This window comes from Phenylobacterium soli (assembly GCF_003254475.1).
Lineage (GTDB): Bacteria > Pseudomonadota > Alphaproteobacteria > Caulobacterales > Caulobacteraceae > Phenylobacterium > Phenylobacterium soli.
In genome coordinates this window covers 1,167,256-1,191,260 of sequence record NZ_QFYQ01000001.1, presented here as the reverse complement: position 1 = coordinate 1,191,260, position 24,005 = coordinate 1,167,256, and the positions used below count along the sequence as shown (strand labels likewise).

Below are 24,005 nucleotides of genomic sequence, written 5' to 3'. Positions count from 1 at the left end.
ATTCCTTGTTCAGCCGAGGCTCGCCTGGAGCGCGCGGGGGTTGGTCTTGCCCGCGACAGCGGTGGCTTCGCAGGGGTCGAGGAGATCGGAGAGGGGAGCCTTCATGACCTTCGCCGCCGCGTCGACGATGTGTCCCCAGGTGCAGCGGTTGGCGAAGAGCATGCCGAAGACATCGAGGGTGCCGCCCCGGCCGATGTAGCCCAGCGAGAGCATCCGATCCCGACCCGGATCGATCCGGCGCAACAGGCCCTGCATGGGTTCCGGCCGCGTGTGGGTCACCAGGACGCGCGGCAGGTCTGGAGGAAAGGCGGAGTTCAACGCCGCCTCGCCCAGCGTAGCGGCCGCTTCGAGCGAGTCTCGCGGCGCCCGCAAGCGGCCAGGCTCCAGCACCGCCGTCACACAGGCGCGGTGGCCGCGGGCCTGTAGACGATTGCACGCCTCCAAGGCCTCTATGGCCTGATAGGCGCCGACGGCCACGATCTGCACGTCGGCTTCAGCCGGATCGCCGGCCAGGTGGCCCCAGCCTCGCGTCGCGAATTCCATAGCGATCGGGCCGGCAAGAAGCGCCGGGAGCGGTCGCTTCGGCACGACCAGGCAGGCGATCTCTCCGCGGGTCCGATAGACCTCGGCCAGCCCCGCGACCGCGCTGTTGGCGTCGATGGGGAACAGCACCCGCGCGGTGTCGGACATCTCCCCCAGCAGCGCCTCGACGAGGGTGGGATCCTGGTGCGACTGCTCGTTCTTGGAATTCTCCCAGGTGTGCGACGTCGCGATCAGCGGGATGGAGATCCACTGGGGCGGAACCCCGACCTCCTTCTGGCGACGGGCGAAGACGATCTCCTGGCGAAGCGCGCCGAGCATCTTCACGGCGAAGGCCTCGTAGGAGATGATCAGGTTGAGGCCGCCCTTGTTGCCGAGCGCTGCGCCGCAGACCGCCTCCTCGTTGAGCGCCGTGATCACCGCCCCGTCGATGGCTTCCGCGGCGCCAGGCTCCGGCCGGTTCACCCGATGCTTCAGCCGATCGAGCGTGCGGCCCATATGGTTGCTGCGCAGCTCGTCGGGGTTCCCCACCCGCGGGCGCAGTCCGGGATTGGCGTCGACCAGGCCGACGACCCAGGCGTCGAGCGCGTCCATCGGCGAGGCCGCGACCTCCGTCCAAGCTGGGGGTGGCGCGCACAGGGCTGGCGGGTTGCGCGTCGCCGCGGCGTGGCGGCTCTCCAACGGCCGATGCTGGACGTCATGGGTCCTCAGGACGTCGATGGCCGCCGCGAGCTCGCGCTTGGGGACGAACAGGGATGCGGATGCGGCATTGAAGGTGTCCCGCGCGATGGCGTCCTGCCGCGGGTTGCCCTCCAGGGGCAGGTTGTGCGCGCGGTTCGTCCCAGCGCCCGGGAAGCCGAAACCCTTTACAGCCCGCGCGATCACGTAGGGCAGCGGGGCTGGATACCGGCGCTCGGGGTCGGCCGTGAAGCGTTTCACACGCTCCTCGGCCTCGAGGATCGCCCAGGCGAAGGCCGCCGGGTCGTGTCCGTCGATCACCATCGGATCGAACCCGCTCATCGACAGGTGACATTCCAGCCACGTCGCGCCGCCCTCCTGCTCGATCTCGCTCCGCTCCTCGATCCGGCGGCCGTTCAGGATCATCACCGGCGTGGCGAGGCCACAGTCCTCCGCCCGCCACCAGCGCGGCGCCCAGTCCGACCCACGCTGCTCCTCGAACGCCCCGTCGCTCAGGAACGCCACGAGGCTCTCACCCCGCAGTGGCATGTGGACGTACTGCAGCTCGGCGAATCCGAGGTAGCCGCCCTCCGCGACGGCGCCCGCGGTCGTTGGCCCGAGGTGGCTGCCCAACGGCGCCGCGGGCCGACCGTCGGGACGGATCTGATAGCCGTAGAAGTCGGACACGAGCTGCGAGAGGCCCGCTTCCGTGCGGGGGTATCGCGTCCGCTCGACGTCCGAGACATCCCCGGTCAGCACGTTCACAGCCTCGATGGCCGCAACGCAGTGCCCCTGACCCATCACCCAGGAGCGGGTGGCGCCCGACAGCACATTGGCGGTCAGGTAGCCCACGAAGGCCGGAACCATGTTAAGCGAACCGCCGGTGTGGCCTTCCGGATCGTCCTTGAAGGCTTCCTCCGGCAGGGGGGCGCCGGACAGGTCCACGCGCCTTGCGTAGGTCATGTGAACGACCAACCACATGGCCGCGCGCGTCAGCCGATCCGCAGCCGCCAGGACCCGGTACACGGATTCCGGATCCGGCCAGACGCCGCGCTGAACCAGCCGTTCGACGAGCACGGCGATCCGTTCGATGGTCGCCGGATCACGCCGAAGCAGGCCGAACCCGCGCGTCCAATCGTCGGCCCATTTTCGGCTCACGCAATCACCTCCGCACGCCTCAGGGCGTTGTAGGGTAGGACGTATGGGCGATCGATCGCTTACAGCCAACGAGCTTGCGCGGCATGGACAAACATCGTCTGTGTGAGACCCCAATCGGAGAACCCGGCAGCGATGTGCCTCTCGGCCCCAGTCAGCTTCACCGCGGCCGCCGTGCTCGTCCCGGCCGGAGCATTCGCGATCTGGCGTACGTGGCGCGACGACCGCCGCTTCGTCGGGATCGCAGCGCTTCCGATGCTGCTGGGCTTCCAGCAATTCGCCGAGGGCATGATCTGGATCGCTGGCGCCCACAACGACGTGGCGTCGACCGCGGTCTTTTCCCTCTACTACATGTTCTTCGCCTGGATCGGCTGGCCGGTCTGGATCCCCATCTCCGTCTACTTCACCGAGCCGCCGCGGCGGCATGCGCCGTACCTCATCTTTGCCGTCCTGGGCGGGATGCTCGGAAGCGTCCAGTTCCTCCCCTACCTGACCCATCAAGGCTGGCTGAAGGTCACCTTGCTCGAACACGCGATCCGCTACAGCGATGTCGAGCTGCTGGATGATATCATCAGCCGCCCGATGACCTACCTCCTCTACGTCTTCATCCTCCTGGCCCCGCTGCTGCTGGCGTCCGACCGCCGCTTGAAGATCTTCGGCGGCCTCGTGGGGCTCGTGCTCGCCATCACGGTGGGGTTCTTCCAGTGGGCCTACATCTCGGTCTTCTGCTTCGGGGGCGCGGTGGCTTCGGCCTACCTCCTGTGGGCGCTGCGGCGCGCTGCGTCGCCTGCGCCGCAGCCGTGTTGAAGGCGCCGGGCCGCCAACAGGATCGCATCCGTGTCGCCCCCGCTCGCCGCGGCGTCGCTCCGGGCCGGCGTAAGATCTGGCCGGAACCCGCGTCGTTAGAAGCAGCCGTCACGGGTGCGCGAGGGCGACACGGGAGACTGAGATGACGCATCTCGACCAAAGCGCGCTCGACCGGGTGGCGCCAGAACGCTTGGACATGTCGCTCGACGCGGGACTCCGCCGGTTCATGATCGGCGTCTACAACAAGGTGGCGCTCGGGCTCGTTCTCTCCGCCGGCCTGGCCTACCTGACGAGCATGGTCCCGCCGGTGCGGGACGCGATGTTCCGGACCACCGCCGACGGGCGCTTCGTCGGCTACACGCTGATCGGCATGATCGTCGCCTTCGCGCCGATCGTGGTCCTCTTGGGCTCCATGTTCGCCATGCGGACACCCACTGCGCGTGGCGCGAGCCTGCTCTATTGGACCATCAGCGCCCTGATCGGCGCCTCCCTGGGCGTCGTCGGCCTCGTCTACACGGGCGCCTCGCTCGCCACGACCTTCCTGATCACCGCGACAGCGTTCGGCGGCCTCAGCCTCTTCGGCTACACGACGAAGAAGGACCTGACGGGTTTCGGGAGCTTCCTCCTGGTGGGTCTCTTGGGGCTGGTCGTCGCCATGCTGGTGCAGATGTTCTGGAACCCGCCGGGCTTCTCGTTCGCGATCAGCGCCATCGGCGTCCTCATCTTTGCAGGGCTCATCGCCTACGACACGCAACGGCTGAAGCTCACCTATCACCAGCTGGGCGGCGACGCGGCGGCCTTGGGCGCGGCCAGCAGCTATGGCGCGCTCAGCCTCTATCTCGACTTCGTCAACCTCTTCCAGTTCCTGCTGAATCTGTTCGGACAAAGGCGCTGAACTGCGCAGGCGGCGCTCGCCCCGCGGTTCCACGCGCTTGAGCACGCCGGTCCGTTGAACGATCTTGCCTGGGCGCGCCGCGCGATGGCTCAAACAGGATTTCCATGACCCCCACGACACCCGCCTGGCTCGCCGCCACAGCAGTCGCCCTCGGCGCAATGGCGCCGACGATCGCCCTGTCCCACCCATCCGGCGCGGCGCCCGCGGCGCGGCATGCCTGGGCGCTGGCCGGGGAAGCGGCAGCCGCCGCACGCGTCGTCGACGCCTTCCACGCGGCGCTGAAGACGGGCGAACCGGACAAGGCCGCCGCGCTCCTGGCGAGCGACGTTCTGGTGTTCGAGGCCGGCGGCGCGGAACGGTCCAAGGCGGACTATGCCGCGGCGCACCTTGCCGCCGACGCGAAATTCGAGGGCGCCGCGGAGTCGACCCCGCAGCAACGGACGGGCGCGGCTTCAGGCGGCCTCGCCTGGATCGCGACGGAGGGGCGCGTGCGCAGCCAGTCGGGAGAGAAGGTCGTCGATCGCCTCACCACCGAGACGATGATCCTTCGTCGAACCCCGGAGGGCTGGCGGATCGTCCACATCCACTGGTCCTCCCGCGCGGCGTCGCCCCCGCTCCGCTGAGGCCTACGGAAGCGCGGCGCATGAGGCAGATCAAAGCGGCGGGTCGATGGGCTCGCTATCAGAGGGTACGGTCGGCGATGGACGTCCTGTCGGCGACGGTGCTATTTGGGAACCCATGTCGGTCAAGCTCGTAGTCCGGCTGCTGGCGATACTGGCCATCCTGGCCATTCCGCTGGCCGCGACGGCCGCCCCATCTGCGGGGGCGTCTTGCGATCCATGCCCGCCCGACTGCCCGATGATGGCCAAGGCTTCGACCACAGCCGCCACCGCCGCGACGCCCCCCGCGCCGGTGCGGGACGGCGGTTCGCACTTGCCATGCAAACCCGACGTCGCCTGTCTCGCCACAGTCTCGGCCATCGGCCTTCCCGGCGCGACGTCGATTCCCCTCGCTCCGGTCACGGCTGAGCGTTTTCGTTTCGCGCCGCTGGACGAGCTGCCGGCCGCCTCGCGCCCGCCCGACCGAAGTCTGAGGCCCCCCATCCAGCTCTGACCTCCTCAGACCCGGCGGTCGCCACCGCCGGCGCCCGCCGCCCTGCGCGGTGTCCCCGGAGTTGTCGGAACCATGTCCTCCCATCGATGGCTGCCCCTCGCGGCGGTCGCGGCGCTGGCCGCGGCCCCCGCCGCCGCAGAGCCCCTCACCTACGCCGGCGCGCTGGACCTAGCAGCCCGGTCCGCGCCCAGCCTTCAGGCGAGCGCCCTGAAGGTGGACGCCGCGCGGGCTGCCGCCCACGCGGCCGGCCGCCTGCCCGATCCGAAGCTCAGCGTCGGCGTCGACAACTTCCCGGTCTCCGGTCCGCCCGCGGGGCGCTTGAACGCCGACGAGATGACCATGGCCAAGGTCGGCGTCGTGCAGGACGTCCCCAACGCCGCGCGCCGGCGCGCCGAAGTCGCCGCCGGATCGGCCGAGATCGGTGTCGCCGAGGCGGAGGCGACCCTGCAGCAGCGCAATGTGCGGGTGGCCGCTGCGCTCGCATGGATCGACCTCGCCTATGCCGAGCGACGGCTCGCTGCTCTGGACCAGCTGGTGGGCGGACTGAAGGACCTCTGGTCGGCGCAGCCGGCCAGCGTGGCGTCGGGCGCCTCCCGGCCGGCCGTCGGCCTCGAACCGAGGCGCCTGCAGGCGACCTTCGCCGATCGGCGAAGCGAACTGGTCGCCGCCGTCGCCAAGGCCCGGGCGGAGCTCTCGCGCTGGACCGGCGATCGAGCCCCAACCACCGCGGGAGAGGCGCCCCATTACGACGTCGATCCTGCGGCGCTGCACGCCGCGCTGGACCGCCATCCGATCCTGCTCATAGCGGAGGCCGCCGAGCGGCGGGCCGACGCCGACGTCGACGCGGCGCGCGGAGCCACGCGGCCGGACTGGAGCTTTGAGGTCTCCTACGGCCGCCGCGACCCGATGTTCGGGGACACAGTGTCCGCGGGCGCAACCGTGAGCCTGCCTCTCTTCAAGAGCACCCGCCAGGAGCCCGTCATCGCGGCGCGTCTGGCCGACCGCAACCGCATGCGGATCGAGCGCGAGGATCGCCGCCGCGCGCTGGTGGCCGCCCTCGACGCCGACATCGCCGACCACGTGATGCATCACGACCAGTGGCGAAGGGCGGTGGAGGTCCTCGTCCCCACCGCCGAACAGCGTGCTCACCTGGAGCTCAGCAGCTACGCGGCCGGTCGCGCCGGCTTCGACGACATGCGCATGGCCTTGACCGACCTGGCCGACGCGAAGCTCGGGGCGCTGGAGCGCGAGGCGCTGGTCGCGCGAGACGGCGCCCGGATCGTCCTGACCTATGGGAGCGACCAATGAGCCGCCAGACCCTGCTCCTGTCGGCGGTCGGAGTGGCCGTCGCGCTAGGCCTCGGCTTCGCGGCAGGCCGGCTGACCAGCCATCCCGCGGCGCCGGCGTCCTCGCCCGCCCCGGCATCCGCCCGCAAGGTCCTCTACTGGTACGACCCGATGGTCCCGAACGAGCGCTATCCGGGGCCCGGTAAGTCGTCCATGAACATGGACCTCATCCCGAAGTACGCCGATGAGACCGCCGAGGCGGGCGTCCATATCGATCCGGCCCGGGTCCAGAATCTCGGCGTGCGGACCGCGACCGTCGAGCGCGCCGCCTTGCCCAGCGGCGTGACGGCGGCGGGTATCCTCGATTTCAACGACCGGGATGTCGCCGTCGTCCAGGCCAAGGCCGCGGGCTTCGTGCAGCGGGTCTACGGCCGAGCGCCGGGCGACGTCGTCGGCGCCGGGGCGCCCCTGGCGGACATCCTGGTTCCCGAGTGGGCCGGGGCCCAGGGCGAGTTCCTGGCGATGCGCCGCACCGGCGACGAGGCCCTGACCCGCGCGGCGCGCCAGCGCCTGCAGTTGGTGGGCATGCCGCCGTCGCTGATCGCGGCGGTCGAACGCAGCGGCCGGGTGCGGAATGTCGTCACCGTTTCGACGCCGACGGGCGGGGTGATCAAGACCCTCAGCGTCCGCAACGGCATGACCGTCGCCGCCGGCGCCACGCTGGCGGAGATCAACGGCCTGGCCCGGGTCTGGCTCAATGCGTCGGTTCCGGAAGCCCTGTCCGACGAGATCCGGGTCGGCGAGACCGCCACGGCCACCCTGGCCGCCTTCCCGGGCCGGACCTTCAACGGTCGGGTGACGGCGGTCCTGCCTCAAGCGCAGGCGGAAACCCGGACGCTTACCGCGCGCATCGAGCTGCCGAACCCTGGCGGCCGCCTGCGACCCGGCATGTTCGCGAGCGTCCGGTTCGGCGGAACCCTGCAACCCGCGCTCCTGGTTCCCTCCGAGGCGGTGATCCGCACCGGCAAACGGACGCTGGTCATGTTGGCCAAGCCCGACGGGCGCTACGCGCCGACGGAGGTCCGCACCGGACGCGAGGCGGACGGCCGCACAGAGGTGCTCGCCGGCCTCTCCGAAGGCGAGACGGTGGTCGCCTCCGGTCAGTTCCTGATCGACAGCGAAGCGAGCCTGGCAGGTCTTCGTCCCCGCCCCCTCGCGCAGGGCGCCGCCGACGCCCATGCCGGCCACGCCGGCCACGCCGCGCCTCAGGTCTTTGAAGGCGCCGGCCGGGTGGAGGCGATCACGGCCGCGACGATCACGATCTCACACGGCGCCATTCCCGCCGCCCAGTGGCCGGCAATGACCATGACGTTCCGGCTGCCGGACCCCGCCATGGGCAAGGGCTTCAGGGTGGGCGACCGGGTCGGGTTTGCGTTCGACGAGCCGCCGGAGGGGCCGACGGTGCGGCGTCTCACACCGGCGGGCGCGCGATGATCGCCGCCCTGATCCGCGCCGCCGTCCGCGGCCGGCTGCTCGTCATCCTCGGCGCGCTGGCGCTCCTGATCGCCGGCGCCCTCGCGGTGCGCTCCACGGCCGTGGACGCCCTGCCGGACCTCTCCGACGTTCAGGTCATCATCCGCACCAGCTATCCCGGCCAGGCGCCGCAGATCGTCGAGAACCAGGTCACCTATCCGCTGACCACCACCATGCTGTCGGTCCCGGGCGCCAAGACCGTGCGCGGCTACTCCTTCTTCGGCGACAGCTTCGTCTACGTGCTGTTCGAAGACGGGGCAGACCTCTACTGGGCGCGCTCCCGGGTCCTGGAATACCTGAACCAGGTGCAGAGCCGCCTGCCCGCGGCGGCCAAGGCGTCCCTAGGGCCCGACGCCACCGGGGTCGGCTGGGTCTACGAATACGCGCTTGTCGACCGCACGGGCCGTCACGACCTTTCCCAGCTTCGCGGCCTGCAGGACTGGTTCCTGCGCTATGAGCTGAAGACCCTGCCGGGCGTGGCCGAGGTCGCGAGCATCGGCGGCATGGTCAGGCAGTATCAGGTCGTGCTCGATCCGGTGCGGCTGGCGGCCTACGGGATCACCCATCAACAGGCGGTCGAGGCCATCCAGCGCGCCAACCAGGAGACGGGCGGCTCGGTGCTGGAGCTCGGCGAGGCCGAGTACATGGTCCGCGCGTCGGGCTACCTGAAGACCCTCGACGACTTCCGGGCCATCCCCCTGCGCGCCGCTGGCGGCGTGCCGGTGCGCCTCGGCGAGGTGGCGACGGTCCAGCTCGGCCCGGAGATGCGCCGCGGCGTCGCCGAGCTGAACGGCCAGGGCGAGGTCGCCGGCGGCGTGGTGATCCTGCGCTCGGGCAAGAACGCCCGCGCGACCATCGCAGCGGTGAAGTCCAAGCTGCAGGAGCTCAAGCGCAGCCTGCCGCCGGGCGTCGAGGTGGTGACCACCTACGACCGTTCACAGCTCATCGATCGCGCCATCTCCAACCTGACGCAAAAGCTCATCGAGGAGTTCGTGATCGTCGCCCTCGTCTGCGCGCTCTTCCTCTGGCACGTGCGTTCGGCCCTGGTGGCGATCCTCACCTTGCCGCTCGGCGTGCTCTTCGCGCTGCTGCTGATGCGCATCCAGGGGGTCAACGCCAACATCATGTCGCTGGGCGGAATCGCCATCGCCATTGGCGCGATGGTCGATGCCGCCGTGGTGATGATCGAAAACGCCCACAAGCGGCTGGAGCAGTGGGCGCACGAGCACCCCGGCCAGGCTCTCGATTCCTCGACGCGCTGGCGGGTGACCACCGAGGCAGCCGTCGAGGTCGGGCCGGCGCTCTTCCTTAGTCTGGTGATCATCACCCTGTCGTTCGTGCCGATCTTTTCGCTGCAGGCGCAGGAGGGGCGGCTGTTCTCGCCGCTCGCCTTCACCAAGAGCTACGCCATGGCCGGCGCCGCGATCCTGTCGGTGACCCTTGTGCCGGTGCTGATGGGCCTCTTGATCCGCGGACGGATCCCGGCCGAGCACGAGAACCCGGTGAACCGCTGGCTGACCGCCCTCTACCGGCCGGCCATCGACTGGACCTTGCGCCGTCCCCGGACCGTGCTGCTGATCGCGCTCGTGGCCTTCGCCACCACCGCCTGGCCCTTGAGCCGTCTGGGCGGCGAGTTCATCCCGCCGATGAACGAGGGCGACCTGCTCTACATGCCGTCCGCCCTTCCGGGCATCTCGGCGGCCAAGGCGGGCGAGCTGCTGCAACTGACGGACCGGATGATCAAGACGGTGCCCGAGGTGGCCACCGTCTTCGGCAAGGCCGGCCGCGCGGAAAGCGCCACCGACCCGGCCCCGATGGAGATGTTCGAGACCACCATCCAGTTCAAGCCCCGCGACCAGTGGCGGCCGGGCATGACGCCGGAGAAGCTCGTCGACGAGCTCGACCGGAGGGTGAAGGTCCCCGGCCTCGCCAACGTCTGGGTCCCGCCGATCCGCAACCGCATCGACATGCTGGCGACGGGCATCAAGAGCCCGATCGGCGTCAAGGTGTCCGGAACCAACCTCGCGGACCTGGATCGCGTCGCCGCCGCCATCGAGGCCGTCGCCAAGCGAACGCCGGGCGTCAGCTCGGCCCTGGCCGAGCGGCTGACCGGCGGGCGCTACGTGGACATCGACATCGACCGCGCGGCGGCCGCCCGCTACGGCCTCAACATCGCCGACGTGCAACAGATCGTCTCCGGCGCGATCGGCGGCGAGAACGTCGGCGAGACGGTCGAGGGCGTGGCGCGCTACCCGATCAACGTCCGCTACCCCCGCGAGCTCAGGGACAGCCTGGAGGGCGTCCGAAGCCTCCCGATCCTGACGCCGGCGGGCCAGCAGATCACCCTCGGCACAGTCGCAAACGTCGAGATCGCCGAGGGCCCGCCGATGCTGAAGACCGAGAATGCGCGACCGTCGACCTGGGTCTATGTGGACGTGCGCGGCCGCGACCTGAGCTCGGTTGTGAAGGATCTGCGGCGCGCCGTCGCCAGGGACGTCAAGCTGCCTGCGGGCGTCTCGATCCTCTACTCGGGCCAGTTCGAGTACCTGGAGCGCGCCGTCCAACGCCTGATCCTGGTCGTGCCGGCGACGCTCGCGATCATCTTCCTGCTGCTCTACGCCACCTTCCGCCGCTGGGACGAGGCCGGCCTGGTCATGGCCACGCTGCCCTTCGCGCTCACCGGCGGCGTCTGGATCCTCTACGGGCTGGGCTTCCACCAGTCGGTGGCCACGGGCGTCGGCTTCATCGCGCTCGCCGGCGTCTCGGCGGAATTCGGCGTGGTCATGCTGATCTACCTGAAGCACGCCCTGGAGGCCCGCGGCCCCGAGCCCGGCGAGGCCGCGACGGAAGCCGCGATCCGCGAGGGCGCCCTGCTGCGGGTTCGCCCCAAAGCCATGACCGTGGCGGTGATCCTCGCCGGCCTTACGCCCATCCTCATCGGCCACGGCGCGGGGTCGGAGGTCATGAGCCGGATCGCCGCGCCGATGATCGGCGGCATGTTGACCGCGCCGCTGCTGTCGATGCTGGTGATCCCGGCGGGCTATCTGCTCCTGCGCCGCCGGCGGCCGCTGCGCCAGCCCAGGGCCGGCGCAACGGGGAGCCGACCGAGCTAGCGCCGGGGATAGTCGCCGTAGTCGCGGTGGCTCCAATCGCCCTCGGCGTCCTGCTGCGCGTGGCCCTCCTCGTGGGCCTCGTGCATCACGTCGTGCAGCCGCTCGAGTCGCGCCTGGATGTCCCGGCCTTCCCAGGGGTTGAGATAGCCGTCGCGCGAGCGGTAGTAGGCCTCGCGCCGGCGGATATCGTCGAGCTGGCGGAAGAAGTAGCCGGCCTCCCGGCGTGAATAGGATCCGTCGCGCAGGCCGTGCTGGATGCCGGCGTATTCGTGCTGATAGAGCGCCTCGAACGACGGATAGCCGCCGAAGTACTGGGCATAGTCGCGCTCTTCCGGTTCGTGGGCCAGGGCGGGCGCAGCGATCGCGCCCAGCGCCACGGCCGCCAGGAGCGCAGTCAGGATCGTCTTCATGTGGATCTCCAAAGGCTGCGTGTCACGCGCCGGGAGAACGTTCCACACCGCGGCTGAGGTTCGCCTGACGCGCTCAGTCAGCCGCCGTTCATGCGCTTGCCAGGCGTCACCGTTCGCGATCCAGACCGCGGTCGCGTCCGACGGCCCTCAACAGATCGTCGCCCAGACGGCGTTGGGGGCGGCCGCGCTCCAGTCCGAGCTCGCTCCGTCGCGAGGCCAGCGCCTGCCGGAGTTCCGGATCCCGGTGTAGTTGGACAGCCAAGGCGCCGAAGAAGCGGTCCGCAGCCCGTTGGGCGGCCACATCATCGCCGGCCCTCGCGGCCTGCCGTTTGGCTTCGTTCCAAGCCGCCACGAAGCGATCGGCGCGCCGCGTGGCGGGCCCTTCCGGCTCCAGCCCCCGTCGAGCGGCGTAGCGGTCCAGATAGTCGAGGGTCGTGTCCTTGGGCCGCTCCCTGCTCAGCGTCGAGGTCAGCTCGCCGCGGCTGCGGAAGTCCTCCCGCGCATAGTGCAGGATCGCCTCCGTGCGATGGCGGGTCATGGCGACATAGGTCGCATGGCGGTCGAGGCCGCCGGTCGCCAGCAAGTGAGCGCGGTCCACCGTCACCCCCTGGCTCTTGTGGATCGTGGCCGCATAGCCGTGGTCGATGTGCGCGTACGCCCAGGTCGAGAAGGCGATCACCCGCGCGTCGGGGCCGTCGAGCCGGACCGCCAGGCTGCCGCCTTCGATCTGCTCGACGACGCCCAATGAGCCATTCTTGACGCCGAGCGACCGCTCGTTGCGCAGGAACATGACGCGGTCCCCCACCGCGAAGGCGCGTTCGCCGCGCTCCGTTTCGATGAGGTGGTCTTCTCCAAGGTGACCACTGGCCCTCAGGCGTTGTCGCGCCAGTCCATTCAGCTCGGCGACGTCGGCCCGGGTGTGCGCGAGTATGATCTGGCGCGCATCGGGATGCGCGGCGCGGGCCTGGTCCCAGCCCGCCACGACGCCCGCCCGCGCCTCGGCCCGCGTCGCATGTTCGACGACCGCGCCTTGCTCGGCGTAGCGCTCGAGCGCCTGGGACGTGCGGCCGGTGGCGAACTCCCGCGTCGCCTGCCGCTGCCAGTCCGCGGTCTGCCGGCGGACCTCGGTGATCTCGGCCGCCCCGTGGCGTTCGGCCAGGGCGCGGAAAGCGGCGCCGGCTTCGATGGCCTGGAGCTGCTCGACATCACCGACCAGCACCACCTTGGCGCCGGCGCGCTCCGCGGCGCCGAGGACACGTTCCATCTGGCGCGACCCGACCATCCCCGCCTCATCGACCACCAAGACGTCGTTCGGGCCAAGCCGGTCGCGGTCGTTCGCCCAGCTGTGCTCCAGGCTGGCGAGCGTGCGCGAGCGGATGCCGGAACCACCTTCGAGGCTCTCGCCCGCGATGCCCGAAAGCGCCGCGCCACAGACGGTCAGCCCCTGCGCCTCCCAGGCGTCGCGCGCCGCGCCCAGCATCGCGCTCTTGCCGGATCCGGCGTAGCCCACGACCAGCGCGAGGTCATGGCCCGAGGTGACGTGGGCCAGCGCCGCCGCCTGCTCGGACCCGAGCGCCGCGGCCCGCCCGTACGGACCCGCGCCGTCGACGCCATGGCCGCTGCGGCCGGCCAGCCGCTCGGCCGCGTCTTCCAGCCGCTGCTCGACGGCGAGCATGTCCCGCGTCGTGAACCGTTCACGCCCGGCGCCGTCCTTGCCCAGCGCGACCCGCTCGGGCGAGGTCCGCATCGCCGATAGCGCCCGCTGGAACTGCTCGGCGTCGTCGGTGTGCCGGTGCGCAAAGCGCATCAGGTCGTGGTCGGTGAAGGTGCTCTGCTGGCGGCTGATCGCATCGAGGCCGACCGACGGAGTCGCCGCGAGCACTTCGCCGTTCCGGCGCGCGATCTCGCGGTGCTCCGCGAGACGCTCCGCAAGCTCGCCGCGTTCGGCGCGACCCGAGGCTGCGGCGCCCACCTTGTTCTGCGGCTCGAGATCGATCCCCTGGTCCTTGAGGCTGCGGTGATCGACGGCGGCATCGATGTCGAGCGCAGCCAGCCGCGCGTTCACATGGTCCGCCCAGGCTTCGCGCCAGCTCACGAGCAGCTCTGTCCGGTTCCACGCGCGCGCCTTCTGGCCGAACCCCTCGGGGCTCGCCTCGCGCATCGTGAGCATCACGTGGGCATGGGGCTTCGGCGTTCCGTCGGCCGCGACGTCCCAGTGCACGTTGAGGTCGGCGACCATGCCGCGGTCGACGAACGCGCGCTGCACGAAATCGCGGGCCAGCTGAATCCCCTCGGCCTGGTTTATCTCCCGCGGGATGGCGAATTCCACCTCGCGGGCGAGCTGCGCGTCCCTGCGGCGCTCACCGGCCTCGACCTCGTTCCACAGCGTCTCGCGATCCCGCCATCGTGCCGGCGCGCCCTCCGGCAGCAGCACTTCCGAATGAACGACGCCGGCCTTGTTGGTGAAGTCGTGATGCCGGCCGAGCCGTTCATCGTTGAGGCGCGAGGCCGACCGATAGGCGGCCGCCGCCAACGCGCTCGAGCCGTTGGCGCGGCTGATCACCTTCGCGGAGAAGTGATAGATCGCCATGAGGCGCCACTCCGCAGCCGACGTCGGTCACGACGTATAAGCGCGCACTCAGACCTGCGGCCGTTCGTGACTCACGGGGCGCGGACTATCGCGCACTTGGCGAGCAAGCTCAACGTCTGGTAGCATTCTCCGCGGGGGCGCTTCCGTGGGAAGGACGACCGCCGCCATGCGCAAACCCCGCAACATCGACGCCGAACTTCGGGCGCTCGCCGACAAGGCCAAGGGGCTCAAGGCCCGCAAGATCACGCAGCTCGGCGAGCTCGTCGTGGCGACCGGGGCCGACAACCTGGACGCCGACACCTTGGCCGGTGCGCTGCTGAGCGCCCTCGAAGAACATGATGCGGACGCGAAGGAGGCGTGGCGCCGCAAGGGCGCCGCCTTCTTTCAGCACGCACGGCGCAGCGGCGCGCCGCGCAACCGAACTCCAGAGCACGCTCCGCGCGCTTCGTAGCAACTCCACCGCCGTCCGACGGGCGGAGGCCCGGCGGGCGCGGACGGACACGCGGAGTTGGGTCGTGGAACGACGCGAGCGGACGCACCGCCTCATCGAGCTGGGCGGGCTGGTGCAGAAGTCCGGTCTTGCCGAGCGCGTCGGCGACGATCGCGCGACGCTCTACGGCGCGCTGCTCTCGCTCGTGGACCGTCTTTCGTCGGACGAGCGGGAGACGACATTGGCGCTGTGGCGGCGGCGCGGCCGACGCGCCTTCGACCAAGAGCAGGCGCAGAAGGCGGCGGTCCAGGGCCCGCCGTCGGCCGCGCCATGATCGGCCGCTACATCGTCTGCGCCGTCTACCTTGTGCTGGGGTTCGCCATCGGCCAGATCCCCGGCGCGATGGCCGGCTGGTTCATCGATACGGTGGTGGGCGCCGGTCACGTCTGGCGGCCCATCGCCGTCTACGGCGGCGGCGCGCTGGGCGCCCTGATCGCGTTCGGCAACTGGAGCCGTCGCAACCCCCCTGGCGCAAAGACGGTCCATGGCTCCGCCCAGTTTGCGACGACGGCCTATGTCCGGCAGACGCTCGCCGACGCCGAGGGGCTGATCGTTGGCCGCGAACGCCGCCGCGGCGGGCGCCTGCTCCGACACGGCGGATCGGGTCATCTGCTGACCATCGCGCCGACCCGCTCCGGGAAAGGCGTGGGCGCCATCATCCCGAACCTGCTCGCCGGTGATCGTTCGGTGTTCTGCCTCGATCCCAAGGGCGAGAACACCGTCGTGACCTATGCGGCTCGGACGCGGTTCGGACCGGTCCATGTGCTCGACCCGTTCGGCGTCACCGGCATGCCGCAGGCCCGCTACAATCCGCTCGACCTGCTCGACCCGGAGAACCCGGACCTGATCGAGGACGCCGCGGTGCTCGCCGAGGCGCTGGTCTACGATCCGCCGGCGCACCTCGGCGAAGCGCACTGGAACGAGGAGGCCAAGGCGCTGATCGCCGGCCTCATGCTGCACGTGGCCTGCAGCCGCCCGCCCGCCGAACGGACCCTGGCTGCGGTCCGTGACCTGCTGAGCGGCAGCCCGGACGAGTTCGACGCGACGCTCGCGGAGATGCAGAGGAGCGCAGGCGCCGGCGGCCTCGTCCGCCGCGCCGCCAATCGGCACCTCTCCAAGAGCGACCGCGAAGCCGCCGGCGTATTGTCGTCGGCGCAACGCCACACGCACTTCCTCGACAGCGTCCGCATCAACGCCGCGATGGCGGGAAGCGACTTCCGCTTCTCGGACCTGAAGGCCTCCCGATGCACGGTGTTCCTGGTCCTACCGCCGGACCGCATCGACACCTATGCGCGATGGCTCCGGCTGCTCGTCGCCCAGGCGCTGCGCGAACTCGCGCGAGCCCCGGACCGCCACGCGCGCCCGGTGCTCTTCCTGCTCGACGAGTTCGCCACCCTGGGGCGGCTCGAGCCCATCGAGCGCGCCTTCGGACTGATGGCCGGCTACGGCGTGCAGCTCTGGGCGATCCTGCAGGACATGCACCAGCTGTGGGGCGCCTACGGCGAGCGGGCCGGCACCTTCCTGTCCAACGCGAGCCTGCTGCAGGTCTTCAACGTCGCCGACTACGAGACCGCCGACTGGATCTCGAAGTCCCTCGGGGCGACGACCGTGGCGTACGAGACCGGCGGGACGAGCGTCTCGCGCGCGCCCAACCAGCTCTTCAGCACCCACGGGTCATCGACGAGCACCCACCTGGCGCGGCGCGAGCTGTTGACCCCCGACGAGGTGATGCGGCTGCATCCCTTGCTGGAGATCCTGTTCCGGCCCGGCGAGCCGCCCGTCCTGGCCCAGAAGGTCCGTTATTACCTCGATCCCGAGTTCCGCGGCCTGTTCACCCCGGCGACGCATCCGACGCGGGAGATGAAGATCGACGCGGGCGCGACCGCCGCGCCGAGGTCTTTGGAGCCGCCGGAGCCTTCGTAGCCGACGGCTGCCAAGCCCGCGACGGACGCGTCTGCGCCTTCCTGACATTGACGGCCGCCGCGTCGATCGTGCTGGCGATATGGGCGGCGTAGAACTTCTCGATCATCTCGACGCTGGTGCGGCAGTTCTTGGCGATCTGGTAGATGTCCGCCCCTTCCATCAGCCGCAGGCAGATGTAGGTGTGCCTCAGGCTGTAGGCGGTCCGTACGTTGCCCTCCCGGTCGTGCTTGAGGCCGAGCTCGCCCAGCACGGTGTTGAAGAGCTCCCGCTGGACCTTGCCGAAGATCAGGTCGCTCTGGGCCGGCGCGCCGCGCGTGGCGAGCCGCTCGAACGGCAGGACCGCGCCCGGCATGCTCTTGCAATAGCCGACGCCGCGCTTGCCCCGCACCTCGATCTGCAGGATGCGCTCGCCGGTCGCGGGCTCGGTGACCGTCGAGACGTCGCGGAACTGCAGCCGCGACGCCTCGTCGGGGCGCAGCCCGGTGTTGGCCATGAACAGCACATAGTCGTGCAGCTTCTCGCACTGGGCGCGCCAGCGTTCGGCCTTCGGCGCGCGGGCCCGCTCGCGGGTGGCCTCGTAGAGCCGCTTGTACTCCTCGGGCGAGAACCAGGCGCGGTGCGAGACCTTCCCCGACTGCCGGTAAGGCGCGCTCATGTCCGGCAGCGCGTGGATCCAGCCCTGGCGGTTCGCCCACTTGAGGATCTGGCGCAGGGTGACCAGTTCCTGATGGAGGGTGCTCCTGGCGGGCGGCCGCCAGTCCTTGACGTCGCCGTCTTCCGGCGGCGTCATACGGCTGACCCGATAGGCCTGGATGCGGCCTGCGGTCATCCGGTGGAGCGGCGTTCGCCCGAAGAAGGGCTCGAGCCGTAGGCGGACGTGCCGCCCCTTTCCTTCGACATAGACCGCGTTGCGCTCGCCAAAGGTCAAGACCTGATATTCGGCAAGGAAGCCCTCGGCGGCTTCCTTGAAGGTGTGGCTACGCCCCTTTGGACCCGGCAGCCGCGCCCGGCGCAGACGGGCTTCCTCAGCGGCGACAATCTCGCCGCCGCGGCTGCGGACCCTGTGCTCGGTGTAGCGGTCCATGTACCAGTCGCGGGCGAACTCGGCCGCCAGAGCCAGGTTCTCCTGACGTGTGGACTGGCGAAGGTTGCGGCCATCCAGGTACGTCGAGCATTGCCAGTAGCGGCTGTTCTCCCGCCGATAGACGTGGAGCTTGCCGTCCATGAGCGTCAGTGGCTCACCGTCGGCCATGGCGCGCCTCCGCATCGCGCCCCCTCAGCCGCTCCATATTCGCGCAAGACGTGCAGTCTGCAACCTCGAACTGCGGGCGAGCGGCGGCGCCCGACGGCGCCGCCGCGACGGTCAGAGGGCCGATCGTTGCGCGCCGGGCTGCCGCCCGTGCAGGTGCTCGCAGGCGCGCTGAGCGTGCGCCGCAGCGGTGAAGATGAAGCGCTTGTCGCCCTTCAGCACCTGCAGCCAGCTGTCGAGATAGGCCGCATGGTCTTCGCGCGGGCTGAGTTCCAGCCCGAGATCGGCGCAGAGGAAGGCCGCGCCGAGTTCCGCGACCAGCTCCTCGCGGGCGTAGCCGTCGTCGCCCCAGCGCTGGCGCCCGAAGTCGCGGTCGAGGCGCGTGGGATGACGGGTCCAGTGCGTGCACTCGTGCGCCGCCGTCGCGTAGTAGCTCTGCGGATCGCAGAAGCACTCGAAGGGCGGCAGCTGCACGTAGTCGGGCCCCATGGCGTAGTAGGCCTGGGTTCCGCCGTGGCGGATGTCGGCGCCCAGGGCGGCAAAGAAGGCCTCGGCGTGGGCGATCCGGGCCGACACATCGAGCTTCGGTTCGGCGACGGCGTAGAAGTGCGCCGGCAGGCCCTCGACCTGCTCGACATTGAACACCGTGTAGGCCTTGAGGAACGGGATCTCCCGCTCGACGTCACGCCCGTCATCGCCCGTTTCGGTGCGGGTGAAGCGGTTGGCGTAGACCACCGTCGCGCCATGCTCGCCCTTGCGGACGTGCGCCCCGAGCGCCAGCGCCTGGCGGAAGGTCATCCAGATCGGGGCGGTGAACCCGTGGGCGACGGCTTCGGCCCACAATAGGACGATGTTGATGCCGCTGTAGGGTTCGCCGCCGTGGCGGAGCGGCCGGGTGATGCGGCCGGCCAGGTGCTCGGCCGACCAGGGCCTGGTCCAGGGACGCACGCCGCGCTCGAGATCGGCGACGATGGCGTTGGTGACCCGGGTGTAGAGGTCCGGCTTGGAGTCCGGGCGCGAGGTCTCGTTGAGGCGCGTCATGGCGCCCTCCTGTGAACTTGGGGTGTCTGGGGAGCGCGCCCCGCCGGCTGCGGCGGGGCGCATCGGGCGGGCGGTCAGTCGGCCTGGCGGCTGCGCGACCAGATCAGGCTGTAGCCCGACCCATGTTCGCCATCCGGGGCGTCGACGAGGCTGGCGTAGATCGGGGCCGGGAAACTCGGATCGTCCAGCTTGACCGAGAGGTAGTCCCGGTTCTCGCGGGAGGTCTTCTTCCAGGCGGCGCCGAACTCGGTCTGGCCGGCGAAGATGCGGAAGTCGGGGGCCTTGTCGTTGTCCTTCTCGACCTTGCGGAAGGCCGCCTGCTTGACGTTGAGGGTGAGGGTCTTGATCGCGCCGTTGTAGTTGCCGGCGTCGTCCATGCTGAAGGTGCCGATGGTCGCCATGGGAAGTCTCCTGAGGTCTGTCGGACCGCGCCCATCGCGGCCTCGATGGCGATCCGTGAGGACGAGGGGCGACGGCCGCCGCAGCCCGAAGGGCCCGGAGCGCAGCGGAGGACGCCGGCGGCGACTTGTTTGGCCCGCGAGGAATTGCGCCGCAGGCGCGAGGGGAAAGAAGTCGCTCAAGCCGGCGTTGCGGCGGACGGCGGGGCCGCCAAGCGGCCCGCACCCCTCGGCCAGATCAGGCCAGAGAGGCGGCCATGGGCCGGTGCGATCCTCAAGGGGAGGCCCTGGCGCTCCATCGTCCCAAGCCCTGGACGCCGGCGACGGCGCACGAAGAAGGGCCGCAGGCTCAACGCCCGCGGCCCTCAAGGTCAGGGGGACAAGGCCGCAGACGCGGCCCGCCGCCTCACGCGGCCTGTTCGGTCAGGTTCGACGCTTCCGGCTGAAGCTCCGGCGCGGGCTGAACCGGGACCGGCTTGCGCAGCAGCGGAGGTAGCCAGCCCGTCCCCGCCAACAACGCCTCGGCCTCGCTCGCCATGTCGGACTTCTTCAGGCCGCCGATCCGCTCGGCGGCCTCGTCCGACACCGCCTCGCGCACCGCCTCGGCGATCCGGCCCTTGGTGACGCGGCCCAAATAGCTCGCCACGGTGGGCGTCCAGTAGCCGGTCATGTCGAGGTCCACGGCCTCCGCCAGCCGGTCCGCGTGCGCCCAGGCGCCGGGCTTGCGGTCGAAGGGCGCCCGCACCGCGTTGACCGTCAGGCTCGCGCAGTGCGCCAGGAGGTCGAGCAGGTCCGTGGCGGTCAGCCCCTGCACGAACGACCAGAGGTCATCCGCCGCCTTCGGAACGCGGCCCGCCCAGGCCGCATGCCGCTCAGCGACGCTGCGTCCGGCGCGGGTGTCGTCGATGCCCGGCGCATGGCCGTCGAGGTCGGCGGACACGCTCTTGATCTCCAGGCAGGTCGGCCGCTCGTAGGCCGGGTAGAAGGCGGACAGGGCCAGGGCGTGGACCACCGCCGAGAGCGCCACCGTGGCGTTGGCCGCCAGGGCGTCCCCCAGGGCCAGGGTGCGCTGGGCGGTAAGATCGAGGACCAGCCGTTCGGAGAGCGGCGCGCCGCAGTCCTCCTCCGGCTCCTCGCCCTCCGGGGCGGGCTCGCCCCCCTCCCCCTCCGCGCGGACCTCAGTCTCACCGACCTCGGGCTCAGGCTCGGGCGCAGGCAGGTCCTCGGGCCGGATCAGGCCCCGCTCGATGCGGGCCACACCGTCCTGGCCGAGGATGACGAACACCCCGCCGCGCGCGATCTCCTGCGGATCGTAGGCCGTCCCGTCGCCGAAGGCGTCGAGGGCCGCGTCGATCTCCTTGAAGCGCGCCTCGATCTCGGGCGGAAGCTCCTCGACGGCGTCCCACTGGCTGACCAGGGCGTCGTACTCCTCCGACAGCGCGGCGATCTGCGCCGTCTCTTCCTCCGACCGCGCCACCGGATGCGGATAGACGCGGGCCAAGCCGAGCGCGCGCGGGAAGTCGATGTGGGGCTCCGCCCACTTCCACCCCTCCTTCAGCCGGACCGCCTCGGCGATCCCGTCCAACTTGTCGGCGACCAGCCGGTCCAGGAGCGCCGGGTCCTCGAACCAGCCCCCGCCGTCCTCGGTGAAGAGGTCGCGGAGGATGGTCCCGCCCGCCTCGCCGTAGGCCTCCGCGCCGATGAACACGGCGCGCCGGTCGCCGGCCGACACCTTCGCCTCGGTCATGGCGCGGCGGATCAGGTAGGGTGGGCGGTGCGCGCCCAGCTGGTCCAGAACCTGGGCTTGGCGGTCGTGGTCCTCGCTGACCGCGAAGGCCATCATCTGGTCGAGGGTCAGTTCGCCCGCCCGGTAGAGCTCCATCAGGACCGGATTCACGGCGCCGAGGCGAAGCCGCTGGCGCACCACCTGGGCCGACACGCCGAAGCGGGCGCCGATCTCCTCGGCCGACAGGCCACGATCCTCGGCGAGCCGCCGGAACGCCTCGAACTGGTCGGCCGGGTGCATGCCCGCGCGGGTGACGTTCTCGTCCAGACTGATCTCGTGCGGGTCGTGGCTGAGGTCCACCACGCAGCGCACCGGCGCGGTCTTCTTGATCCGCTTGCGCTGGGCCAAGAGGCCCAGGGCGAGGCGGCGTCCTTCCCCGATGGTGACGAGATAGCCGCCGGTCGGCCGCCCCTCCCCGTCCGTCTCGGGCTCCACCACCGGTGCCTGGAGGACGCCCTTCACCGCGATGCTGGCGGCCAGGGCCTCGATGTCGGCCTGCGCATGCGGGGTCCGCCGCGCGTTGCGCGGCGACCTCTTCAGCCTGTTGAGCGGCACGTCGATGACGTCGCCGTCCTGATGGATGACTTCGATCTGCTGGGTCATGGTCCTGCTCCTTCGGGGCATGGGTCGCAGGCGCAAGGCGCGCCTGCGGCCCTGCCCGTCGGCGAGACCGGGGGTGCAAGCGGAGGGGCGGCTTCGCGGGGAACCGGCTGCAGGGCTTTGAGGCCCTGTAGGCCTGCCGGTCCTCGCCCAGCCCGAAGCTGGGCGGAAGCCGCTCCGAAGCGCGCCGGGGGCGGAGCCCCAAGCCCCGACGCGCGTCCGCGCGTCGTCTTATGGGAGACCTGCCGCGCGCCAGCGCGGCGCAAGGGAGAAGGCTGCAAGGAGCCTGCGCGCCGTCAGGCGCTGCACGGCGGGACGCGCCGTCGAGCGGCCGGCGGCGCCGCAGGCGCCCGAAAGGGGCGGACCCGCAGGAGCCGCGTCAGCGGATGGCCGAGCACGCCCGCCGGCCGCTCTCCGAATCTTAGGGGGCGTTGCGGGGACCTCCCCGCTCGAAGGGGTCGGGCGAGACCGCGGGCTCGGCCGCAGGGGAAGGCCTTCCCCTCCCCCGACTCAGCGCCACGTGCCCGCGCGCGGCTACGCCGGCTTCAGCCGCACGCCAGGCCCACCGGTCTCATCGGCCTCCAGGAACAGGACCCCAGCGCCCTCGAGAGCCCGCTGCACCGCATCGACATTGGCCGCCGAGCTGCGACCAGGTCCGAGCTCACCTTCCATTCGCACTATGGTTGGGAGTGACACGCCGGAGCCCCTCGCCAAGTCAGGTTGGCTCCAGCCCAGCAACGCACGTGCTGCTTTGATCTGCGTGGCTGTCAGCACGATGATTTTCTAATCACTCTTGATAATTTTATGTTGACCACGAGGGTGGATGGGGTGATGATAAGATTATCATAGTTGATCAGTTGGTGAGTGTCATGAGCTCACGTCGAAAGACGGAGGGCGACGGCTTGCGCCTGCCCGAGTTGTCCCGCCGCGCCGTCATGGGCGGGACGTCCCTGATCGCGCTTGCCCCAAAGCACGCCGCGGCGGCGCCGGCCGCATCGGACGAGACCGTCCGGTGGTGCGCCCGCTGGCTGAGCTTGGACGCGCGCATCGCGCGCCTCCAGACGCGCTGGGGCCAGCTGGAGACGTGGCTCGCCAGGGAACATCGCTGGTTCAGCCTCACGCCTGAGCAGCAGCAAGCGCTACCCTGGGCGCGCGAGCTGCACGACATCGACGGATGCCTCGATACCTTGTTCGAGCAACGCGCGGCCCTGATGGAACGCGTGCCGCCGGCTGGCGCGCCGGATCTGTCCTCCATCATCGCAAGGCTGGCGGTGGCGGAGCGCCTGACCTGGCAAGAGGACCACCCCGAGGCCCACGCCCTCATCGTCGGGTCCCTTCTGGATCTCCGCGCAATGTTTCAACAGGGCTGACGAGCCCGGCGCGACGCCGGGCCCGCAAAGCGCCGTGATCGGACATTGGAACTGGTGCGGGAAGAGTAGACATTCGCTCTGAGGCGAGGTCGGCTTTCGGTGTGTCCCCCAATTGCGGGGTTAGCCGGTGACCTCCTCGGGGAGGACTAGGCCGAACCTGGCCAGCGTCCAAAGTCTCCCCCGGGCGATCCGATCGAACCGCGTCCACAGGAAATGATGCGGGTCCTCGGGGATTTCGCTGGTGATCACCTCATAGAGGCCATCGCGCGATAGCAGGCGGCATTCGCCCCAACCATCAGCTTGCCAAGCGTGGACGAGCTCACCGGGAGCGGCCGGTCGCATATCCGTGGCGCGATGGTTGAACTGATATTGAGGGCTCGGATAAGCCTTCAGGAATCGCTGCGTGGCGCAGGCGAAGAACCAATCGACGTTCGCTTCCACAGCACGATCGGCGGCTGCAATCAGGTCGTTGTTGGTGTGCCCCGCCGGGTAGATCAGCGTGATGTCGAGCCCCAGGTCCACCAGCGCGTCCACGAGCGGCTTAAAGTCGAGATCACCGGTGATGAGGGTCGCAGAGCTATACATGCCCCGCGCCGCCAAGCTCATCATGTCGACGGCCAGCTGAACGTCGACCATCTTCTGCGTCCAGGCTTTCTTGCGCCTGACCGCCTCGCCGCTGCGGACGTGATAGCCATCCTGGCGACCGATGAGCCCCAGCTCTTGGGCCTTCGCCTCGATCTGCTCGTCGCTGGCGTCGGCCCCCGACCGCGGAATTGCGTCGTAGTAGTAGACCTTGGCGTGCGTGCCGCGCAGGGCGCGGTAGTCGATCTCGAACACGAAACCCGGCTCAAGATATCGCTCTGACGCCGCTTGAATCATTTCCTGCAGGCAGGCGCCGTCGACAAACATATAGGCGGGGCGGTTGGGCAGGCTCTCTGAGACAGGTTGAAACATGCTGTACTCCCACCTCCTCTTGTCTCACGGGAGAGCTTAGTCGTTGGGTCATGCAGCGCCACCGTGCGCAGCGC

Annotated in this window: 20 protein-coding genes and 1 pseudogene; 11 read left to right on the top strand and 10 right to left on the bottom strand. The window is 70.3% G+C overall.

Going from position 1 to position 24,005, the window contains the following annotated elements:
* Nucleotides 1-9: 9 nt before the first annotated feature.
* Entirely contained in the window at nt 10-2,376 is a 2,367-nt protein-coding gene (locus DJ017_RS05965) for a phosphoketolase family protein (protein WP_227000039.1), read from the bottom strand.
* Between the two features lie 132 nt (nt 2,377-2,508).
* Between DJ017_RS05965 and DJ017_RS05960 the strand changes: the two genes are divergently transcribed.
* The 7 genes from DJ017_RS05960 (at nt 2,509) to DJ017_RS05935 (ending at nt 11,120) form a co-directional block, all read left to right on the top strand.
* On the top strand, nt 2,509-3,180 hold the full coding sequence (locus DJ017_RS05960; RefSeq protein ID WP_111527848.1) for a DUF6629 family protein: 672 nt from the start codon (nt 2,509-2,511) through the stop codon (nt 3,178-3,180).
* Between the two features lie 142 nt (nt 3,181-3,322).
* Nucleotides 3,323-4,075 (top strand): Bax inhibitor-1/YccA family protein, encoded by a 753-nt coding sequence (locus tag DJ017_RS05955; RefSeq protein ID WP_111527847.1) that lies wholly within the window; start codon nt 3,323-3,325, stop codon nt 4,073-4,075.
* A gap of 104 nt (nt 4,076-4,179) precedes the next feature.
* A complete protein-coding gene (locus tag DJ017_RS05950; protein WP_111527846.1) occupies nt 4,180-4,698 on the top strand; it encodes a YybH family protein in 519 nt (172 codons plus the stop codon).
* A 115-nt stretch (nt 4,699-4,813) separates the two neighbouring features.
* A complete protein-coding gene (locus DJ017_RS20025; RefSeq protein WP_133255391.1) occupies nt 4,814-5,188 on the top strand; it encodes a hypothetical protein in 375 nt (124 codons plus the stop codon).
* 72 nt (nt 5,189-5,260) lie between these two features.
* The gene (locus DJ017_RS05945) at nt 5,261-6,496 is read left to right on the top strand and encodes a TolC family protein (RefSeq protein ID WP_111527845.1); all 1,236 of its coding nucleotides are present in this window, start codon (nt 5,261-5,263) and stop codon (nt 6,494-6,496) included.
* A complete protein-coding gene (locus DJ017_RS05940; protein ID WP_111527844.1) occupies nt 6,493-7,968 on the top strand; it encodes an efflux RND transporter periplasmic adaptor subunit in 1,476 nt (491 codons plus the stop codon). Before DJ017_RS05945 ends, DJ017_RS05940 begins: the two co-directional genes overlap by 4 nt.
* Nucleotides 7,965-11,120, top strand: a complete 3,156-nt coding sequence (locus tag DJ017_RS05935; protein WP_111527843.1) for an efflux RND transporter permease subunit — start codon at nt 7,965-7,967, stop codon at nt 11,118-11,120. Before DJ017_RS05940 ends, DJ017_RS05935 begins: the two co-directional genes overlap by 4 nt.
* Here the strand turns inward: DJ017_RS05935 and DJ017_RS05930 are convergent.
* Nucleotides 11,117-11,530, bottom strand: coding sequence for a hypothetical protein (locus tag DJ017_RS05930; RefSeq protein ID WP_111527842.1), 414 nt, complete (start codon nt 11,528-11,530; stop codon nt 11,117-11,119). The two genes, DJ017_RS05935 and DJ017_RS05930, sit on opposite strands and share 4 nt — an antisense overlap.
* A 106-nt stretch (nt 11,531-11,636) precedes the next feature.
* Entirely contained in the window at nt 11,637-14,120 is a 2,484-nt protein-coding gene (traA, locus tag DJ017_RS05925) for a Ti-type conjugative transfer relaxase TraA (protein ID WP_111527841.1), read from the bottom strand.
* Between the two features lie 166 nt (nt 14,121-14,286).
* Between traA and DJ017_RS05920 the strand changes: the two genes are divergently transcribed.
* From DJ017_RS05920 to DJ017_RS05910, 3 genes are all read left to right on the top strand, one after another.
* Nucleotides 14,287-14,571, top strand: a complete 285-nt coding sequence (locus DJ017_RS05920; RefSeq protein WP_111527840.1) for a conjugal transfer protein TraD — start codon at nt 14,287-14,289, stop codon at nt 14,569-14,571.
* 64 nt (nt 14,572-14,635) lie between these two features.
* Nucleotides 14,636-14,884 carry a conjugal transfer protein TraD gene (locus tag DJ017_RS20760; protein WP_227000038.1) on the top strand — a complete coding sequence of 83 codons (249 nt, stop codon included), beginning with the start codon at nt 14,636-14,638 and terminating at the stop codon, nt 14,882-14,884.
* Nucleotides 14,881-16,533, top strand: a complete 1,653-nt coding sequence (locus DJ017_RS05910) for a type IV secretory system conjugative DNA transfer family protein (RefSeq protein WP_133255390.1) — start codon at nt 14,881-14,883, stop codon at nt 16,531-16,533. Before DJ017_RS20760 ends, DJ017_RS05910 begins: the two co-directional genes overlap by 4 nt.
* Here DJ017_RS05910 and DJ017_RS05905 read toward each other — a convergent pair.
* The 6 genes and pseudogenes from DJ017_RS05905 to DJ017_RS21025 form a co-directional block, all read right to left on the bottom strand.
* The gene (locus tag DJ017_RS05905; protein WP_227000037.1) at nt 16,442-17,785 is read right to left on the bottom strand and encodes a tyrosine-type recombinase/integrase; all 1,344 of its coding nucleotides are present in this window, start codon (nt 17,783-17,785) and stop codon (nt 16,442-16,444) included. The genes DJ017_RS05910 and DJ017_RS05905 overlap by 92 nt on opposite strands.
* Before the next feature lie 111 nt (nt 17,786-17,896).
* The gene (locus DJ017_RS05900) at nt 17,897-18,823 is read right to left on the bottom strand and encodes an ArdC family protein (RefSeq protein WP_111527838.1); all 927 of its coding nucleotides are present in this window, start codon (nt 18,821-18,823) and stop codon (nt 17,897-17,899) included.
* A 74-nt stretch (nt 18,824-18,897) separates the two neighbouring features.
* The gene (locus tag DJ017_RS05895) at nt 18,898-19,224 is read right to left on the bottom strand and encodes a DUF736 domain-containing protein (protein WP_111527837.1); all 327 of its coding nucleotides are present in this window, start codon (nt 19,222-19,224) and stop codon (nt 18,898-18,900) included.
* Between the two features lie 403 nt (nt 19,225-19,627).
* Nucleotides 19,628-21,610 carry a ParB/RepB/Spo0J family partition protein gene (locus tag DJ017_RS05890; protein ID WP_227000036.1) on the bottom strand — a complete coding sequence of 661 codons (1,983 nt, stop codon included), beginning with the start codon at nt 21,608-21,610 and terminating at the stop codon, nt 19,628-19,630.
* 531 nt (nt 21,611-22,141) lie between these two features.
* Entirely contained in the window at nt 22,142-22,279 is a 138-nt protein-coding gene (locus DJ017_RS20755; RefSeq protein ID WP_227000035.1) for a hypothetical protein, read from the bottom strand.
* A gap of 6 nt (nt 22,280-22,285) precedes the next feature.
* Nucleotides 22,286-22,381, bottom strand: a pseudogene (locus tag DJ017_RS21025) (transcriptional regulator); the annotation flags it as partial.
* Nucleotides 22,382-22,509: 128 nt separating this feature from the next.
* On the opposite strand from DJ017_RS21025, the gene DJ017_RS05880 reads away from it, so the two are divergent.
* The gene (locus tag DJ017_RS05880) at nt 22,510-22,977 is read left to right on the top strand and encodes a helicase (protein WP_227000034.1); all 468 of its coding nucleotides are present in this window, start codon (nt 22,510-22,512) and stop codon (nt 22,975-22,977) included.
* A 120-nt stretch (nt 22,978-23,097) separates the two neighbouring features.
* Here DJ017_RS05880 and DJ017_RS05875 read toward each other — a convergent pair whose 3' ends face one another.
* Entirely contained in the window at nt 23,098-23,931 is an 834-nt protein-coding gene (locus DJ017_RS05875) for an NYN domain-containing protein (RefSeq protein ID WP_111527833.1), read from the bottom strand.
* Nucleotides 23,932-24,005 lie beyond the last annotated feature (74 nt).

Coding starts and splice junctions, on each gene's coding strand:
- DJ017_RS05910 (WP_133255390.1), top strand. CDS start 14,881: ATGATCGGCCGCTACATCGTCTGCGCCGTCTACCTTGTGCTGGGGTTC.
- DJ017_RS20025 (WP_133255391.1), top strand. CDS start 4,814: ATGTCGGTCAAGCTCGTAGTCCGGCTGCTGGCGATACTGGCCATCCTG.
- traA (WP_111527841.1), bottom strand. CDS start 14,120: ATGGCGATCTATCACTTCTCCGCGAAGGTGATCAGCCGCGCCAACGGC.
- DJ017_RS05900 (WP_111527838.1), bottom strand. CDS start 18,823: ATGACGCGCCTCAACGAGACCTCGCGCCCGGACTCCAAGCCGGACCTC.
- DJ017_RS05945 (WP_111527845.1), top strand. CDS start 5,261: ATGTCCTCCCATCGATGGCTGCCCCTCGCGGCGGTCGCGGCGCTGGCC.
- DJ017_RS05950 (WP_111527846.1), top strand. CDS start 4,180: ATGACCCCCACGACACCCGCCTGGCTCGCCGCCACAGCAGTCGCCCTC.
- DJ017_RS05895 (WP_111527837.1), bottom strand. CDS start 19,224: ATGGCGACCATCGGCACCTTCAGCATGGACGACGCCGGCAACTACAAC.
- DJ017_RS05960 (WP_111527848.1), top strand. CDS start 2,509: ATGTGCCTCTCGGCCCCAGTCAGCTTCACCGCGGCCGCCGTGCTCGTC.
- DJ017_RS05940 (WP_111527844.1), top strand. CDS start 6,493: ATGAGCCGCCAGACCCTGCTCCTGTCGGCGGTCGGAGTGGCCGTCGCG.
- DJ017_RS05920 (WP_111527840.1), top strand. CDS start 14,287: ATGCGCAAACCCCGCAACATCGACGCCGAACTTCGGGCGCTCGCCGAC.
- DJ017_RS05935 (WP_111527843.1), top strand. CDS start 7,965: ATGATCGCCGCCCTGATCCGCGCCGCCGTCCGCGGCCGGCTGCTCGTC.
- DJ017_RS05955 (WP_111527847.1), top strand. CDS start 3,323: ATGACGCATCTCGACCAAAGCGCGCTCGACCGGGTGGCGCCAGAACGC.
- DJ017_RS20755 (WP_227000035.1), bottom strand. CDS start 22,279: ATGGAAGGTGAGCTCGGACCTGGTCGCAGCTCGGCGGCCAATGTCGAT.
- DJ017_RS05930 (WP_111527842.1), bottom strand. CDS start 11,530: ATGAAGACGATCCTGACTGCGCTCCTGGCGGCCGTGGCGCTGGGCGCG.
- DJ017_RS05905 (WP_227000037.1), bottom strand. CDS start 17,785: ATGGCCGACGGTGAGCCACTGACGCTCATGGACGGCAAGCTCCACGTC.
- DJ017_RS05890 (WP_227000036.1), bottom strand. CDS start 21,610: ATGACCCAGCAGATCGAAGTCATCCATCAGGACGGCGACGTCATCGAC.
- DJ017_RS05875 (WP_111527833.1), bottom strand. CDS start 23,931: ATGTTTCAACCTGTCTCAGAGAGCCTGCCCAACCGCCCCGCCTATATG.